The organism is Lactococcus petauri (assembly GCF_002154895.1).
GTDB classification, from domain to species: Bacteria; Bacillota; Bacilli; order Lactobacillales; family Streptococcaceae; genus Lactococcus; species Lactococcus petauri.
The window spans coordinates 193,492-211,086 of the sequence record NZ_MUIZ01000006.1 but is presented as its reverse complement, the minus strand read 5'-3'; the positions used below and the strand labels follow the sequence as shown (position 1 = coordinate 211,086).

The 17,595-nt window shown below is 40.4% G+C and carries 11 protein-coding genes; all 11 read right to left on the bottom strand.

The features are described from left to right. Positions 1 to 226: 226 nt before the first annotated feature. On the bottom strand, positions 227 to 712 hold the full coding sequence (locus tag BZZ03_RS09895) for a phage tail protein (protein ID WP_086583180.1): 486 nt from the start codon (positions 710 to 712) through the stop codon (positions 227 to 229). Between the two features lie 93 nt (positions 713 to 805). After that, a complete protein-coding gene (locus tag BZZ03_RS09890) occupies positions 806 to 2,407 on the bottom strand; it encodes a DUF6273 domain-containing protein (protein ID WP_086583179.1) in 1,602 nt (533 codons plus the stop codon). A gap of 245 nt (positions 2,408 to 2,652) precedes the next feature. Next, a complete protein-coding gene (locus BZZ03_RS09885; protein ID WP_086583178.1) occupies positions 2,653 to 4,638 on the bottom strand; it encodes an ABC transporter ATP-binding protein/permease in 1,986 nt (661 codons plus the stop codon). 88 nt (positions 4,639 to 4,726) lie between these two features. After that, positions 4,727 to 5,368 carry a MarR family winged helix-turn-helix transcriptional regulator gene (locus BZZ03_RS09880; RefSeq protein WP_019294284.1) on the bottom strand — a complete coding sequence of 214 codons (642 nt, stop codon included), beginning with the start codon at positions 5,366 to 5,368 and terminating at the stop codon, positions 4,727 to 4,729. Positions 5,369 to 5,466: 98 nt separating this feature from the next. Next, the gene (cydC, locus tag BZZ03_RS09875; protein ID WP_086583177.1) at positions 5,467 to 7,185 is read right to left on the bottom strand and encodes a thiol reductant ABC exporter subunit CydC; all 1,719 of its coding nucleotides are present in this window, start codon (positions 7,183 to 7,185) and stop codon (positions 5,467 to 5,469) included. Positions 7,186 to 7,216: 31 nt separating this feature from the next. Continuing rightward, positions 7,217 to 8,923: a thiol reductant ABC exporter subunit CydD gene (gene cydD, locus BZZ03_RS09870; protein WP_046401111.1), complete on the bottom strand. Its 1,707-nt coding sequence runs from the start codon at positions 8,921 to 8,923 to the stop codon at positions 7,217 to 7,219. A gap of 145 nt (positions 8,924 to 9,068) precedes the next feature. Further along, on the bottom strand, positions 9,069 to 10,064 hold the full coding sequence (gene cydB / locus BZZ03_RS09865) for a cytochrome d ubiquinol oxidase subunit II (RefSeq protein ID WP_019294287.1): 996 nt from the start codon (positions 10,062 to 10,064) through the stop codon (positions 9,069 to 9,071). Then, positions 10,061 to 11,509 (bottom strand): cytochrome ubiquinol oxidase subunit I, encoded by a 1,449-nt coding sequence (locus tag BZZ03_RS09860; protein ID WP_019291587.1) that lies wholly within the window; start codon positions 11,507 to 11,509, stop codon positions 10,061 to 10,063. Before BZZ03_RS09860 ends, cydB begins: the two co-directional genes overlap by 4 nt. 207 nt (positions 11,510 to 11,716) lie before the next feature. Beyond that, on the bottom strand, positions 11,717 to 13,534 hold the full coding sequence (locus BZZ03_RS09855) for a glycoside hydrolase family 13 protein (RefSeq protein ID WP_086583186.1): 1,818 nt from the start codon (positions 13,532 to 13,534) through the stop codon (positions 11,717 to 11,719). Positions 13,535 to 13,635: 101 nt separating this feature from the next. Then, positions 13,636 to 16,038 (bottom strand): glycogen/starch/alpha-glucan phosphorylase, encoded by a 2,403-nt coding sequence (locus tag BZZ03_RS09850; RefSeq protein ID WP_086583176.1) that lies wholly within the window; start codon positions 16,036 to 16,038, stop codon positions 13,636 to 13,638. Between the two features lie 72 nt (positions 16,039 to 16,110). Continuing rightward, entirely contained in the window at positions 16,111 to 17,547 is a 1,437-nt protein-coding gene (gene glgA, locus BZZ03_RS09845; RefSeq protein ID WP_086583175.1) for a glycogen synthase GlgA, read from the bottom strand. Positions 17,548 to 17,595 lie beyond the last annotated feature (48 nt).

Genomic DNA, 17,595 nt, shown 5'->3' with positions numbered 1-17,595 from the left:
GAGTTATACTGCAACTTATATAAATTATAAAAAATTTAATTTTTTACATAATATCAGTAAATGTACAATCTTAATCCATTATTTGAAGTTAAAAATAAATTCTAAATCGTCATAGAAGTTTTATCCATAAAGAATATTTTTTTCAAAAAGTAAAAAAAAAAAACTACTGACTTCTCGTAAGCCGCAGTTTTTAATAAATATTTATAATATAATATTCCCTTTACTTCTAAACCCACTCTTGCTTCAACACAAAGAATGACCCACGTATCTCGCCAGCAAGCTTTGAGCGTTGGCGAGCAAATTTGAATTTTCCTTCTAGTTCTTGTGGAATTTCCATCCCTGCAGAAAGTTTAAAGCCAACAGCACGTTTTGGTTTCTTCCCTTCCTCAGCTGTTTTCTCATAGAGAACGTTAATGACCATGCCATCTTCAAAGTAAAACTCTGGCCAGTAGATGTCTTCGTCTTCATAAATCGCGACCTCCAAAATTGGAGATGAAAACTCAAGATCGCGCTCCTCTTTCAGCAGTTTTTTCAACCAAGCGACTTCTTTTTCCTTTTCCATAGCAGGAAAAGTGATATATTCGAATTTATATTTATTCCAGAAATAGCGGGCTTCATTGGCGCGTAAACCCGCTAAGCTTTCTGCTACAGGTGAACTTTCAAGCCCTGTCGTTTCCACCTGTCCTTCTTTAAAATTAACTTTATATGCCATAAACACCTCCTGCGTTTTTTTCTTTATTATAGCAGAAAGTCAGAGGGATGAGCCGTGACTAGACTCCGTAATGTAAACAAAATTTTATAGAGCTTATTGATGGATGATGAGGGCGGGGCGGATACCTCTAGTAGCAACACTGTGACCTGTACTACTCCACGTGCCATTGGCATTTATAGCCCAAGCACTAGTGGCAGAAGCTTCGGTACGAAGCCACCAAGCTCTATTAGGAGTACCACGATCTGCACCGATAGCGAAACTACCTATCGCCGTCAAATGGTTCACATCTGCTACAGAAAGGGCAAAAGCACGACGGTTTCCGCCTGAAACAACTCTTGTTCTATCTGCATAAGGGATGTCGAAAATATCCAGATTAGTGATAAGCCCATTATTATTAGGACGTGTAGTATTAGCGAAAGTCAACACTCCTACGTTGAATGTTTCGGCTACTGGTACAATATACTGTTCCCGCTGCGCTCGAATAGCTGGAACAGTTGTAACAACATCGTTGTTGTACCAGTTGAGCAGCAAACCATTTTGACTATCCCAATTTGTTCCAAAATGAATTACTTCATTACGGATGATCATGTGGTTGCCATCTCCCATATTTTCCAGATAACGGAACGGCTGCCCCCACATGGTAAAGATACGTCCTGGGCTCATACGACTAAAATTAAAGCTACCTATAGGAGCGTTTATACCTGACGGTGGATTGCCATCCCCATAGTTTCTTATCTTTGCAATTAGTTCCCCCACTGCTCCTGTAGCAGGTTCATCTCGGAACTCTTGGTCTGGATGAATCAACTCACTGCTTACATGAATACCATAATAGTAAGAACCATTGATTCTCTCTGCTTCTGGTCTCATGTGAGCCTCATCTATGAGATAAGAGGTTGCTTGCCCACCATGGAGCTGGCTTGCCCAGTAAGCCCAACCTGTTTCGTGGTCAATGACCCAGTAATCTCCAATCGCATCAGGAGTGTTACGATAGCGTGTGTGCCACTCCTGTAGAGTTATTGGTGCTTTATCTTGCTGTAAGTTTTGTGCTGTCTCACGTGTAATCATTGCGCCTGACCACTGTCCAGTATTGGGATAGGTTTCTCCTTCAGACCAATAAGCATCCTCGCCACTTCCGGGATGTGTTGCTCGTGGATAGAGTTCCCCATTTTCTAATCTATAGCTCAAGTCACGGGCATGTCCTGCGGCAGCTGTGATGGGGTTATCCCAAGCTGTATTAAAAGTTGGCAGATACCAAGGTGCATCTTGACCTCCACGTGTCCAACCAAAGGTTAAATCGGAATACTGGTTAAAAGCAGCTGAGGGATTATCACTTCTACGTTGAGAAACATTGTTTGCTTCTGGAATATAAGGTATCCAGCTGTCCAAATCATCACGTCTACCGCCTGCAACTTGCTGCCAACTGGTACTTCCTCGCTCCTGTATCTCCATAAATTCCGACAACTTCAGTCTGACCATGATGGGTTCTTGTCCAAAGTTCTCAACAAAGATATCTTTATTTTCTGTATCACTATTGTAGTAATCGTGTACCCGCCCACCGTAATCTGCTGGGTTTTCCCGCAAGCGGTCATTGATGGCTTGTTGGTTAAAGGCTTGAAAAGCGAAAGTACCGCCAATTAAACCAAGCAGAGCTAAGATGGCGATATTCCGCAGCTTGCGTTTCTTTTCTGATGTCATAAGTTTCTCCCTTCCTCAAGATAGAGAAAACAACTGACACCTATTGCTGTGCTGTGCTGAAAGATTATAGTTCATTACGATTCCTCATCAAGTAGTACGTCATTTTAAAGTAACGCACGTATAATTTAATTGTAATATTTCCAAAAAGAAATTCAAAATGAAATAAAGAACCCCATCTAAAAAATATTTATATGAATTTATTCAGCAAAAAAGTCCTGCTTTTCAGCAGAACTTATCCATATATATTAATCAGCAGCCAAGGCTTCGATAGTGTTCAAACGTGCTGCACGTGCTGCAGGTGCAAGACTTGAGAGTAAAGCGATAATCAGCGCAATGATAACTGCAAAGATAATATGGCCAGAAGTAATCTGAACGATATTTCCGCCGACTAAGCTATGCAAAGCTTTGTTGATGATGCTTTGTCCCGCAAAGGCAAGAGCAATCGCAATAACTGCCGATGACAAGCCAAGGATAACACTTTCGGCTGTGAACATGCGAGAAACATCTTTACGACGTCCACCTAAGGCACGAAGGACACCAATTTCTTTAGTACGTTCGGCAACAGACATATAAGTTGTTACCACAATCATAAAGATTGAAACAATCAAGCTTATACCAGCAATGGCAGCCAAGACAGTTGAGACAATCCCTGTAATATCTGTGATTGTATCCAACATACTACCGATATTTGTTGAGGCAAACACAAGTTTGTCATTATCTTTGATATCATTGATAGCTTTGGTTACATCTTTAACTTTATCTGTATCTGTCACAGTGACGTAGGCTGTGTTTGGCATCGCATCAATATTATTTGCAGTAAGCATTTCTTTCAATGCCTCTGTTGAAGTCAAAGTGCCAACCATTGGCATGTCTTGCAAGACGCCTGAGATTTCCATATCTTCTGTGATAGTCACAGGAGTATTGTTTTTATCCACAGTTTGGAAGCTTACTTTGACTGTTTTACCAATCACAGCTTTCCAGTCTTTTGCTTCATATGCTTTTTGATCAAACTTCTTCATATCTGCTTCAGAGATAACGATTTGCTTACCTTTTGGTTCTGAACCCGCATGTAATGTTGAAGACTGAATCATCGGTGTCCAAGACATAATCGCTTGGCTACTTGTTGTTTGCCCCTTATAGTCAAGAGTCACAGCACCTGCTTTTGTAATCCCTGCATCAACTGCTTTGACATTATCCAAGTCCTTCAACTTGTTAATGTTTTTATCAGAGATCCCCAGCATTGTTTGCTGCGCAATTGAGAAGGCTTCATCATTATCTTTACCCTGATTATTTGCAGAGTCACGTTGAACCACAGTAATAATATTAGGGTTTGCCAAGCTTGTGACCTGATCGTTCATGTATTTTGTTGCCCCAGTACCTAAACCGAGGAAGAAAATAACTGAGAATAAGCCAATGGCCGTTCCTATAGCAATGAGAAGATTGATTTTCCAAGTATTTGTAAAGTGCTTAAAGGCTGTTTTAACCACATCACCATAAGAAAGTGCCTTTGTCTTGAAAGACTTTGCTTCATCTGGCACAGGATAAGCTGGCTTGTCACGCTCATCTCCGATAATCTGTCCGTCTGCCAGACGAATCGTACGTGTCCCATAGTCAGCGACTTCTTGAGAGTGAGTGACAACAATGACTGTCTTACCAGACTGTGCGATTTGGCGAAGAAGGGCCAATACTTCTTTCGTATTTTGCGAATCGAGCGCTCCTGTAGGCTCATCAGCAAGGATAATCTCAGGATCGCTGGCCAAAGCCCGCGCAATGGCTACACGTTGTTTTTGCCCGCCAGATAACTGTGCGGGTTTTTTCTTACGGTGTTCGTAAAGGCCAACTTGTTTGGTTAGCTCAACTGCACGTTCGACACGTTCTTTTTCTGATAGGCTTGTCATTTTCAAGCTAATCAAGATATTGTCAAGCACACTTAAGTAGTTGATTAAGTTGAAAGACTGGAAGATAAAGCCGATAGTATCACGGCGATAGGCATCCATATCTTTTTCTTTCTTCGCCTTTTGCGCGACACCATCGATGATAACATCACCATCATATTCACGGTCCAAGCCACCGATGATATTCATCAGGGTTGATTTACCACCACCGGACTCACCGAGTAAGCTGACAAAGTCTCCACGCTCAAACTCAAGGTCAATCCCCTTGAGCACCGGAAATTCATCTTTACCTAAAAAGTATGATTTCCTAATGTTTTTTAATTCTAATACGGGCATAATTTCTTCTTTCTAATAATAAAGATATTTCTATTATACCTTAAATTGTAACAAAGAACTTAGGACCTTAGACTGATTTAAGCTTATTTTAAAAATCGTCCCAATTGTCGTCTCTTCTGCTGCGTGGATTATGGCCAAAATTCCAGGGGTTATGAGCATCTCGCATCTGACGGCGCATTTCTTTTCTCATTTTTGCTTCCATTTCTCTACCCATATGATGCATCATTCGTGGGTCAAAGCCGCCAGGACGCATACCACCACCAAAGCGGAAATCACATTCCTCATCAGCTGGATTAGCTTCTTCAAGTTTTTCCAAAATATTAATCAGTTGAACTTGTTCTTCTTCTGTAAGATTACCAAAGATGCCTTCTGATAAGTCATCTTGACTTTCTTTACGTTCAACTTGAGCTTGCTTGCCTTCTTCCGTCAAGAAAACACGGCTCACTCGCTTATCATTTTCGTCTGTAACACGTTTAACTAAACCACGTTGCTCTAAGCTCTTCACTTGAGCAGTTACGCTTGAAGGTCGGATATCTAAGATTTCAGCGATTTCAGCATTAGTCAGCCCATCAGCCTTCCAGAGTTCAACCAGAAGCCCTTGTGCGCCTGTACGCGATTTTTTTTCTCCGAGTCGACTTGTCATTCTTTCCATATGCAAAGCCATGAGAAGTTGAGGATTATGAAGTAGTTTTGAAAAGAGGTGTAATAATTTATTTGTTTCTGCTGACACAGTTATTCTCCTTAATATTTAGTTTAACTCATATATAAGCTAACAAAATACATTTTAGTACTTTTATTTCGTTTTGTCAACATAAAAACTAACGACTCTTAATCGTCGTTAGTTCCTAAGTCCATTTGATAAAGCTTACGGAAGTCTTCATTGTGTTCAAGAAGGTATTCCGGTTGATCATCAAGCTTGATTTTACCTTTTTCTAAAAAGATAACACGATCCATATGCTGTACACCCAACAGATGGTGAGTGATAAAGATAATCGTTTTGTCTTTTAAGCGCTCAAAGAAGAGACGCAACAGTTGATTTTCGGTAATCGGATCTAGCGAAACCGTCGGTTCATCCAAGATAACCATATCGACATCGGACAGCAAAATACGTGCTAAGGCTAAACGCTGGCGTTCCCCCCCTGAAAAACGTAGTCCTGCTTCATCCACGACCTCGTTGAGTTGATTAGGCAGGGAAGCCACCATTTTTTTCAAGCCTACAAGCTCTAAAGCATTCCAAATTTCTTCGTCACTGGCATCAAGCCGAGCCAAACTAAGATTGGAACGGATACTGGCATTGAAAATATATGGGCTTTGGTTAATGACACCAATCTTTTCTTCAACATTATTGGCATAAGCTGGGGCAATTCCGGACAAATCCAAAGTCCCTTGCTGTGCAATAAGATCCCCACGAATAAGGCTTGCTAAGGTTGATTTACCTACTCCTGAGCGACCTAAAATCGCGACATGCTCTCCTTTTTTGATATGGAGATTTAAATCATCAAAGATAAGCTTATCATCAAAAGCAAAACTTAAGTTAGAAATTTGTAAGTCTGTCTCCGTAATCGTTTCTTGTCGCACATCTTCCTTAACATCAGGTAAATCATTGAGACGCTGAACAGAATCACCATAACGTTGTGTCTCAACAACAGCGTCAGATAAAGGTGCAAAGGCATCAAACAAAGGAAAGGCAGCTAGAGAAACAGCGGCAATGTAGTTCGGTGCATCTCCCGCATTTAAGGTTGAACCTGACCAAACAATCAGATAGACCACAAGTAAAGCAAAGATGAGCTGCAACACAAGGTTACGTTTCCGTACATAACTCAGTAATTTTTCTTGAATCTGACGTGCTGCTTTTTCTGAGGTTTGATAATCAAGCAAGAAATCTTCTTTTCTGCCTGATAAAACCCAGTCTTGCAAACCTAAAACATCATCTGTCAAGTCTGAAAAGAGTTGATTCCGGTAATTTTTCAAATCTCGGTCATATTTGGCTGACACTTTGAGTGATACGTAAGGAAGCACAATAACCATCAAGCCTAAGAAAAAGGCAACCACAAGAGCCAGGGTTAACGAGAAAACGCCTGAAGCGATGATGAGAGCTACAGATAAAGAACCCACAATCATCAAAGGGAAAAGAGTCCGTAAGAACAAGTCTTGAATATTCGCTATATCTTCATTAAGCAAACCAAGAAGGTCACCTAATTTGTAGCGTTCAGACAAACCAATCGCCGATTTTTCCAATCGAAGATAAAGCTTACGACGAAGATTACTGGTGATGCGTAAAATCCAGTTGTGGGATGTTAAGCGTTCAATATAGCGCACCACAGGCCGTGAAATACCAAAGACACGTACCATCAGAACAGGCACATAGATAATCAAAATGTTTTCGGGTTTAGTTGCTGATTTTGAAATCACGTAGCCCGCTGAAAACATAAGCAGGCCAGCGCAAAACATCGTTATTGTTCCTAAAATAATCGCAAGAATCATTCCGAAACGATATTTACGCAGAAAAGGTGTGATCCAATCATTATTGAAAAGAATCTTCTTCATTTTTTCTCCATTGTTTTTACAATCATGCTGTTTAACCTCTCATCTCACGCAAGAGCTCTTGATAGTATGTATTAGTCGTTAAGAGTTCTTTATGTGAACCTGCAGCTTCGAGCTTACCTTCATTGAGGACGAGAATTAAGTCCATCTGAGGCAGCCAATGCAAGCGGTGAGTCGCCAAAAAGACGAGCTTGTCCTCAAAGAGTGGCAGAATATTTTCCTTTATCTCCAGTTCCGTTTCTACATCAAGGTGCGCCGTTGGCTCGTCAAGGAAAAGAATATTTCTTTCTTGAGAGAGAAATGCTCGTGTGAGTGCCACACGTTGCATTTGCCCCCCAGATAAGGTACGACCTCCTGCACCAATATTTGCATCCAACCCGATTTCTTCTAGCAAGTTTTTCAAACCGGCAAGTTCAGCTGCATGAATGATGGCTTCATCTGTAGCTTCTGGCTGATAAAAGGCTAAATTAGCACGTAAAGTTCCTGCAAAAATATAAGTGTTTTGAGGGATAAATTGTAAAGACTGGCGGAATTTTTCATCGTTAAGTGAGGTCAGCTGAAATTCATTGAGCTGGATTTCGCCCGCACTGGGCTTAAGAAACCCTGAAAGCATACTTAACAATGTCGATTTACCTGACCCTGATTCGCCGACAATGGCTACCTTGGTAAAGCCTTGCAGTTCCAAATTGATATCTGAGACACCACGTCCTGTTTCAAAAACTTTACTCAAATTATGGAGCTTCAGTTGTGAATGCTCTGTCCAACGGATAGGCTCTGGTAAAACTTCTGTTAGATAATCTTCTGTTTGCAACACTTCATTAACACTGGCGTAAGCATTTTTACCATTTAGCGTTGCGTGGTAGTCCGAGGCAAAGTCACGCAAAGGTAAGAAATATTCCGGAGCTAAAATCAAAGCAGCCAGGGCTGGGAACAAGAGAATGGCGCCGTTCATAAGACGTAGTCCTAAGAACAAAGCCACCGTAGCCACAGACAAGGTTGCAAAGAAATCAAGTGCAAAGGTCGATAGAATTGCGACACGTAACGTAGCCATTGTTGCTTTACGGAAACGTTCTGACGTTTGATAAATGGAATTGGCATATGTTTTTGATAAGCCAAAATATTTTAAGGTAGAAATCCCGCGGAGCGAATCTAAGAAGTGATTGGATAAAAGTTGGAAACTCTTATACTGTCTGTCTGCCTGCCCTTGTGCAGCATATCCCAACAAAATCATGAAGATTATGGCAAAGGGAAAGGCAATCGCCAATACAATTGCCGTCTGCAAATCCAAAAAGGCAATCGCAATCAGCAAGAGAATTGGTATAATCATCATGTTCAAAACTTTAGAAAGAACCAATTTGATATAAGTTTCGACCTCATCAATACCAGAAATAACTGTCGATGTCAGATTTCCTGTTCCCATTTCACGTGAGACGGAAGGTCCAAGTTTAAAGGCTTTTTCAAGAATCTGTCCACGCATATCTGCTGCTAAACGGTAAGAAACCTTATCAAGCATATATTGACGTAAAAAGTTTACTACTTCTCGCCCAAAAAAGCTCAGGAAAAAGCCAATAATATAGATCAGAACCTGCATGAGTTCTTGACCTTGCCACAATCCTGTTATCGCTTGAGACAGAAATAAAGCCTGTCCTAAAATACAAAGCGCTTGAAGTAGGGCGAGCCCTCCAAGAGCGGGAAGAATCTTACGTACTCCTGGAAGAGTAAATAGAGTTCTGTCAATCATTTTTTAATTACCTATTCTTATTCATATGATAACTTTTATTATAACAAAATATGAGTATCAAGCCTTTGAAACTGCTTATAAATTCATGCTCTTCTTCACTTTTGTCTAATAAAAAATTCCTTTAAAAAAGGAATTTTAGAATCAATTATTCACTGATACGTTTTCTGAAAATGTAGTAAGTCCAAGCCATATAAGCAAGCACAAATGGCAAGATTGCTATTGTGATGTAGGACATGGTTGTCAAAGTATAGTGTGTTGAGCTTGCATCCTTAATCAAGATGCTGTAAGCCGGATTTTCAGCGATCATTACACGTGGGAACAACCCTTGGAAAAGTAAAGCAACCAATGCAAGGAAAGTCAAACCAGAAGATAAGAATGCTGACATTTCACGTTTTTTAGCAACCGAAACATGTGCAAAAACAGTCAAGAGAACGATAACGGCTAACAAGCCAATTGTTAAAGCTGCATGTTTTTCAATGAAATCTGTCTTCATAGCAATCAAGAGAGCAAAGACAACTTCACCTGCATAAAGCACAAAGTAAAGTTTGTTTGCAAGGTCATTCGCACGTTTGCGCATGTTTCCTTCTGTCTTCAAAGCAATGTAGTTCAAACCATGCAAGAAACTCATCAAAGCTACAGCAACACCACCAACAAGCGAAAGTGGGTTTACATATGTTGTGAAGCTGGCATAAATATCACCGCGTGCATCCATCGGAACACCTTGAATCATGCTGGTAAACATAAGCCCAAACAAGAAAGGAATAAAGAAGCTTGTCACTCCTAAAATTATTTCCCAGCCACGCTCTACTTTTTCTGATTCACTACGGTGACGGAACTCAAAGGTTACCCCACGTAAAATCAAGCAGGCGAGTATTAATAATAAGATATTATAATAGCCAGAGAAAAGTGAAGCATACCAATAAGGGAAGCTTGCAAACATGGCACCGCCGGCTGTCAAGAGCCATACTTCGTTCATATCCCAGAAAGGACCGATTGTAGCAATTGCTTGGTTGACTTCACGTTTATTGCGTGCCAAAGCCAAAACGCTCATTCCTACACCAAAGTCGAAGCCTTCGAGGAAGAAGAATCCCCCAAAGAGCACTGCAATTAAGATAAACCAAAATAATTGTAATCCGCTCATTTCAAAGCCTCCTCTTCTTTTTCTTCTGATTTAGAATGCTTGTCTTTCCCAAGATTATGGCTACTGAATGGATCTAAATCAACATAAGCTGTTTCTGCCTTATGTGCACTGTCACGCATAATACGGCGGGTCAAGATAATCATGATTGTACCTAAGACACAGAAAAGAAGGAAGTAAACGATATTTGAGAAGAGTAAACTTCCTACTGAAACGTTAGGTGAAACAGAGTCTTTGATGGTAAAGAGTCCATATACAGTCCATGGATAACGTCCCAACTCAGTTACCAACCAACCAGAAGTGATGGCAAGGAATGGTAAGAACATTGACCAACCATAAAGACGCATCATTCCAGGTTTTTCATACATCCAAGGTTTCTTACGGCGTGTCCAGAAGAGCCCAAGAGCTGAAATTAACATGAAGTACATGCTCAAACCAGCCATAATACGGAATGTATAGAAGAGAACTGTAACTGGTGGATAGTAATTCAGATGATCACCATATTTAGCTTCTAGTTCCTTGTTGATTTGATTCATCCCCTCAACTGAACCTGAAGGACGGTGGTAGGTCAAGATTGACAGCACGTACGGTATGCGCACCCCGAAAACAGACTTGTGATCAGCTTCGTTAAAGAAAGCAATCATGTCCCAAGCTGCTGGGTCCTCTGTTGTTTCATAAACACCCTCTGTCGCTGAGAATTTCATCGGTTGAGTGTTTTTAACTTCCAACATTTGTTGGTCACCAGCCACGAAGTTCCCCATCGCACCGATCAAAGCAACTAAGAGTCCTAAACGCAAAGCTGGTTTAAAGAAATCAGCTTCACGTTTTTTAAGGATTTGGAATGCAGAGATACCGGCAACCGCAAATCCACCAGTTAAGAATGACCCTGTGATAACGTGGGTAAATTCTAAGGTTGTTTGTGGGTTTGTCAATAAAGCTGAGAAACTGGTCAATGTTGCACGACCATCAATAACTTCATAGCCCACTGGATTTTGCATGAAGCTGTTCGCTGCCAAAATCCAAAGTGAAGAAAGCCAAGTTCCGACCATAACTAATCCAAGTGCCGCCAAGTGCAACTTTTTGCCTATACGGTCCCAACCAAACATCCAAACACCCAAGAATGTTGATTCCATAAAGAATGCAAGCAGTGCTTCTACAGCAAGTGGTGCTCCAAAGATATCACCGACAAATCGTGAATAGTCTGACCAGTTCATCCCAAATTGGAATTCCTGAATAATACCAGTCACGACTCCGACGGCAAAAGATAATAGCATGATTGCACCAAAGAATTTGGTACGTGTTTTCCATTTCTCATCGCCCGTTTTAACATACAATGCTTCCATAATAAAGGTCATCAATGTTAACCCTATCGAAAGGGGAACAAAGAAAAAGTGGAAGATTGTGGTCATGCCAAACTGGAAACGCGCGAGAGTTTCAATTGTCAACATAAAGCCTCCTATTGCTCGAATAAAGGTAAAAGTACACAATTTTCGAGACTAACAAAAAATTAATTACAATTCATTGTAACACTATGAAAGCGTATCGAAAAGGAATTTGTTTATAAATTTAAGATTCTGATACATTTCTTATACAGCATCATCTTTAGTGTTCAAATTGACACGAAAAAACACTGCTTTTGACAGCAGTATTTCTTTTTAAATCTTATTTTCTACCTTGATTATCTTAAAATCCTGCCCTGATTTTGCTGGAAGGATAAGTTCATCAAGGTAGTCCACCAGTCGCTCAGTGAAAGAAACCTTTTGCAGAAAATGAATTTCTTTAAATGCTAGCTTGACTTCTGCATCTGTTGGATTAATAACGTAGACTAAAGCTTCGCAATCTGTGTAGCGTAAAATTCCTAAAACATCTCCTTGGAAAAACGTAGTAAATTTTCCTTGAGTGAGTGTCTTTTCTGAATGACGCTTGGCAATCCACTGATGATACAAATCATAAGTCAGCTCATGAATATTATCCCACGGGAAATATTTTCTGTTTTTTGGATCCTTACGGCCGGTTAGCCCAGCTTCATCACCATAATAGACACAAGGTACACCAGGAAGACTAAAGAGCATTCCTACAGCCAAATCATTTGCTTCATCACCGACCATCGTCAAGATACGTTCCGTGTCGTGTGTACCAAGGTTATTAAAATTATTATAAAAAATATCGTGCGGATAGTTTTCACTCAAAACCAGCATTTGATAGGCAAGCTCTTGAGCAGTTTTAGTCATTGTAAGATAAGCAATAATTAAGTCACGAAAGGGATAATTCATCACGGCTTGCAAACTGTCACCCAAAATATAGTTACGTCGTTGCCCATAGGAAATCTTATTAGAGGCATCTTCCCAAACTTCACCGATAAGAATCGTCTCTGGATAGCGGGACAAATTTTTGCGGATGCCCCGAATAAAACTGTCTGGAAGTTCATCCGCCACATCCAAACGCCAGCCATCTATGCCAAACTGATTCCACTTGGCTAAGACCGAATGTGTATCCCCATAGATAAAATCCCGAAATGAAGGGTTGTCTTTATCCACTTCTGGAAGATCTTTAATCCCCCACCATGATTTATAATTCATCGGATATTCTGTAAATTTAAACCAATCCATGTAACGACTGTCCGGATTTTTAGCTGCACCTACATCGCTTCCATATTGACCCGAGAGATTAAAATAGCGTGAGTCCTTACCCACATGGGAAAAAACACCATCCAGAACGATACGCATATTTTCTGTGTGAAGAACGTCCACTAATTCTTGAAAATCTTCTTCTGTGCCTAGCATGCTATCTATTTGCAGATAGTCATTGGTATCATAACGATGATTGCTGGTTGCTGAAAAAATAGGATTAAGATAAAGTGCGGTTACCCCCAGTTCTTTCAGGTAAGGTATCTTTTCGATAATGCCACGAATATTGCCACCAAAGAAATCCCACCGTACAACGTCACCTGCTTCATCCTTGACATAAAGCGGCGTGTCTTCTTTAGTCGCATAAATGAAGGAATTAGGTTTGGGATGATTAATTTTACCTTCTGGATTGCCATTATGAAAACGATCCGGAAATATTTGATAAAAGACGGCTTCCCGATACCATGCTGGTGCGACATCCTTTGAGGAGAAAATAGTGGCTTGATAGGGGCGTACATCATTTTCATTCATATAAAGTACGCCTTCACCACCAAGACCGCTACAGCCATAGTAAAACTTTTTGATGCCCCAATCCGTTGGTTCACTGATTTCAAAATAATAGTAGTAAAGCCCTTGCCCAACATCGAACTTGACAGAAGCACTAAAAATTCCTCCCTCTAACTTTTGCATATCAAACTCCGAGCGGGCACCGAAGTCACGTCGAATGATAAACTTGGCAGTAACATTTTCCTTGTCGGTTTGCAGATTTACCTTCATAATCTGCCCCACTTGAATTGCCCCGAAAGGTTGTTTGAAGTCTGCATCCCAAGAATTATAATAATACATTTTTACCCTCCCTTCATTTGTTTGCATGATATGCTCTCTTCTATGCGTAAAAAAGGAAAGAGTATTTTTCTTTCCTTTTTTACTGGCACAGTCTTACAGCTTTACTCACTTTTTTCTTTAATAAACCAAATATCTTCGGCATACTGGCGTATAGTACGGTCAGAGGAGAAAATACCGGAAGTCGCAATGTTCATCAAACTTGCCTGTGCCCAAGCTTTAGGCTCACGATAAAGTGCTTCAAGTTCCTTCTGAGCGCGGACATAATCATTAAAATCGCGCAATAAGAAATATTCATCATTAAAGGCTGTGAGTGAATCAAATATTTCAGGCCCTTCATTCGTAATATTAGGAATGGTTCCGTCAATGAAAGCGTTGAGTATACGATGTACTACTGGATTTTGTTCGTAAATATCACGCGCATTGTAGTTGCCATTTTTGTAGTACTCATACACTTTATCTTTGGTTAACCCAAAGATGAAGATATTTTCATCTCCACAAGCTTCTTTAATCTCAATATTTGCCCCGTCTAAGGTCGCCATTGTGAGAGCACCATTGAGCATAAACTTCATATTTGAAGTGCCTGAGGCTTCTTTTGATGCTAATGAGATTTGTTCCCCCACATCTGCTGCTGGAATGATACTTTCGGCAAGACTCACATTGTAGTTTTCCATAAAGATTACTTTGATTCGATCCTTAACTACTGGATCTGAATTAATCATATCAGCTATTTCATTAATCGCTTTGATAATGCTTTTGGCATAATGATAACCGGGCGCAGCTTTTGCACCAAAAATAAAGACACGTGGAACCATTTCTAAGTCAGGCTGATCTTTGATATCAAAATAGAGTTTTAGGATGTGAAGCAAATTTAAAAGTTGGCGTTTATAAGCATGCAGCCGCTTGACCTGTACATCGAAAATCGCTTCAGGATTTACTTCAACACCATTTTTTTCTTTAATTAACACAGCTAAGTCTTTTTTATTTTGAAGCTTGACCGCTAAAAGTTCTTTCAGCATTGCTTCATCCTCATAAAAAGCCTTTAATGCCTCCAGTTTTGTCAAATCGTGACGCCATGCTTTGCCAATCTTTTCATCAATCAAGTTTGCCAAGCCTTGGTTGGCAATTTGGAGCCAACGTCGATCTGCTATACCGTTAGTTTTATTATTAAAACGCTCTGGGTATAATTTATAAAAGTCATGTAGCTCCACATCTTTAAGAATATCCGAGTGTAATTTAGCCACACCATTTGTCGAGTGCGAACCAATAATCGCCAAGCTCGCCATATGAATTTGCCCATCTTTCACGATACTCGTTTTTTGTACTAATTCTGCACCTACACGTGGTGTCAATTCTTCTGTCCGTCGACGGTCAATTTCTTTGATGATCTGATAAAGCCTTGGTAAAAGCATCTGTACCATATCTTCTGGCCACTTTTCTAAGGCTTCCGACAGGATCGTGTGATTGGTATAACTCATTACCTTGACGGTAATTTCCCAGGCTTGTTTCCATGACAGACCATTCTCATCGAGGAGGAGACGCATGAACTCCGGGACGCAAAGCGCAGGATGCGTATCGTTGATATGCACCGCTACATAGTCTGCAATCTGCGTCAATGGTGCTTCATTATTGACCTTATAATGTCGCAGGATTCTTTGAAGCCCTGCGGATACAAAGAAATATTCCTGTTTAAGGCGAAGCAAGCGGCCATCGTAATTCGAATCATCAGGATATAGCTCAGCAGAGAGCATTGAGGTTTGGTGCATATATTCCATGTTTTGAAATTTCACATCCAAATCTTGTGGCACTTCAGAATGCCACAGACACATATTGTTTACGCGCGTATTCTCAAAGCCAACCATGGGCGTATCGTAAGGTATGGCTAACACACGCTCTTGATTACGATAACGCGGGATGAGATGGCCTGATTCATCTTCTTCTAGCCAAGCTTCACCACCAAAAGTAACTTCGATGGCCTTATCTGCACGCCTCACCTCCCAAGGATTCACATTATTAAGCCACGAATCTGGCAACTCTACTTGGTAACCGTCAATTATTTTTTGTTTGAAGAGGCCATAACGGTAGCGTATCCCATTACCGTTCACCGGCAAACCTGTAGAAGCTGCTGAATCCATAAAACAACTTGCCAAACGGCCCAAGCCACCATTACCAATGGCCATATCTGGCTCTATTTGGGCGACCTTTTCCAAATCAATGCCCAAATCTGCTAAACCTTCGCGAACCGTTGCTAGAATACCCAGATTAAGAAGATTGCTTTTCAGCAGTTTCCCAGGTAAAAATTCTATAGAAAAATAATAGGTCTGCTTCTGTTGCACTTCATCTTTATACTGATTATCAGCTTGCCAAATCTGTGTATAATATTGCTTTACAACAGATGATAAAGTTGCAAAGGTTTCTGTGACACCTGCTTTACTTACATCAGTAGCAAACTTGGACGTCAACCTTTTTTCAAAGTCTTTTTTAAATTGCGTTTTTGAAAGCTTCAATATATCTTACTCCGCTTTTTGATTTCTATTCCTACTTTAGGAAAGGTTTTCTGAGAGACAAACACGCTTTCTTTAGATTATTTCTTGATAAAGATGAATGTATTGCTCAGCCTTTGTCTTCCACGAAAAATCTTGCTTCATCGCACGAACTCTCAACTTCTGAATAATATCTGGTTCATTCGCATATAGATTTAATGCTTGATTAATGGTATTCACTAAAACTTGTCCCGTAAAATCCACAAAGCCAAATCCTGTTCCTTCAGCTGTATAAGGATTATAAGGTTGAACTGTATCTTTGAGCCCACCAATTTCATGGACTATGGGAAGAGTACCGTAACGCATGGCAATCATTTGCGAAAGGCCACAAGGCTCAAATGCCGAGGGCATCAGGAAGAAATCGCTGGCTGCATAGATTTCCTGAGCGAGCTTCAAGTCAAAGCTAATGATTGCCGCACATTTTTCAGGATATTTTTCTGAAAAGTGGCGGAAACCTTGCTCAATATCCGTATAGCCTGTTCCTAATATAACGACTTGTACATCTTGACTTAAAATGTCATCCATGCGCTCCAAAACAAGATCAAAACCTTTTTGAGTGGTCAAGCGACTGACAATACCTATCAAGGGCTTATCTACGGCTTTAGGAAGACCTACACGTTCTTGTAAAGCCTGTTTCATTTTGGCTTTACCCTTCAAGTCAGAGCTTGAAAAATGATGTTCAATCCGTTTATCTGTGGCTGGATTATAAACATCATAGTCAATACCGTTGACAATACCGACAAGCTTATCAGAGACATACCTTAAGATCGGATCTAAACCACAGCCAAACTCAGGTGTTTGAATTTCCTCGGCATATGTCGGCGAAACAGTATTGACACGATCCGCATAGAGAATCCCTGTTTTGAGACTGTTAAGCATATCATTGTGCCGTACGACACCTTCATGATAACGCTCCATCCCCATACCAAAAAGTTCTGACAAAGCTGAACCTTGCATAATTCCTTGAAACTCAATATTGTGGATGGTCAGTACTGTTTTTATATTACGATAAGCATTAATCCATTGATATTTTTCTTTCAAGAGAAAAGGCAACATAGCTGTATGGCAATCATTGACATGAAGAATATCAGGAATAAAAGCTAAGCGTTCCATCAGTTGCGCAATAGCCAAGCAGAAAAAGGCCCAACGTTCTCCATCATCACCATAACCATAAATTTCATCACGACCAAAATAATTCTCGTTGTCTAGGAAATAATAAGTGATTTTATCTTGAGTCAAACGCTTCACGCCGACATATTCGTGACGCCAGCCGACATTAACATAATCCCAAAATTCATCTTTTATTTGGGCTTTATAGTGCTCAGCGATACCATATTTATAGTAAGGTAAGATGACAGCCACCTGCATATCGGGATTTTTGGCAAGTTCTTTAGGAAGGGCACCTGTGACATCTCCTAAACCACCTGTCTTAAAAAATGGCGCACACTCACTTGATGCAAATAATACTTTCATGTTTTCTCCTTATTTTCCTGGGATTATTGACTCCTCTTGCCATTAAAG

Coding starts and splice junctions, on each gene's coding strand:
- BZZ03_RS09895 (WP_086583180.1), bottom strand. CDS start 712: ATGGCATATAAAGTTAATTTTAAAGAAGGACAGGTGGAAACGACAGGG.
- BZZ03_RS09890 (WP_086583179.1), bottom strand. CDS start 2,407: ATGACATCAGAAAAGAAACGCAAGCTGCGGAATATCGCCATCTTAGCT.
- BZZ03_RS09885 (WP_086583178.1), bottom strand. CDS start 4,638: ATGCCCGTATTAGAATTAAAAAACATTAGGAAATCATACTTTTTAGGT.
- cydC (WP_086583177.1), bottom strand. CDS start 7,185: ATGAAGAAGATTCTTTTCAATAATGATTGGATCACACCTTTTCTGCGT.
- cydD (WP_046401111.1), bottom strand. CDS start 8,923: ATGATTGACAGAACTCTATTTACTCTTCCAGGAGTACGTAAGATTCTT.
- cydB (WP_019294287.1), bottom strand. CDS start 10,064: ATGAGCGGATTACAATTATTTTGGTTTATCTTAATTGCAGTGCTCTTT.
- BZZ03_RS09860 (WP_019291587.1), bottom strand. CDS start 11,509: ATGTTGACAATTGAAACTCTCGCGCGTTTCCAGTTTGGCATGACCACA.
- BZZ03_RS09855 (WP_086583186.1), bottom strand. CDS start 13,534: ATGTATTATTATAATTCTTGGGATGCAGACTTCAAACAACCTTTCGGG.
- glgA (WP_086583175.1), bottom strand. CDS start 17,547: ATGAAAGTATTATTTGCATCAAGTGAGTGTGCGCCATTTTTTAAGACA.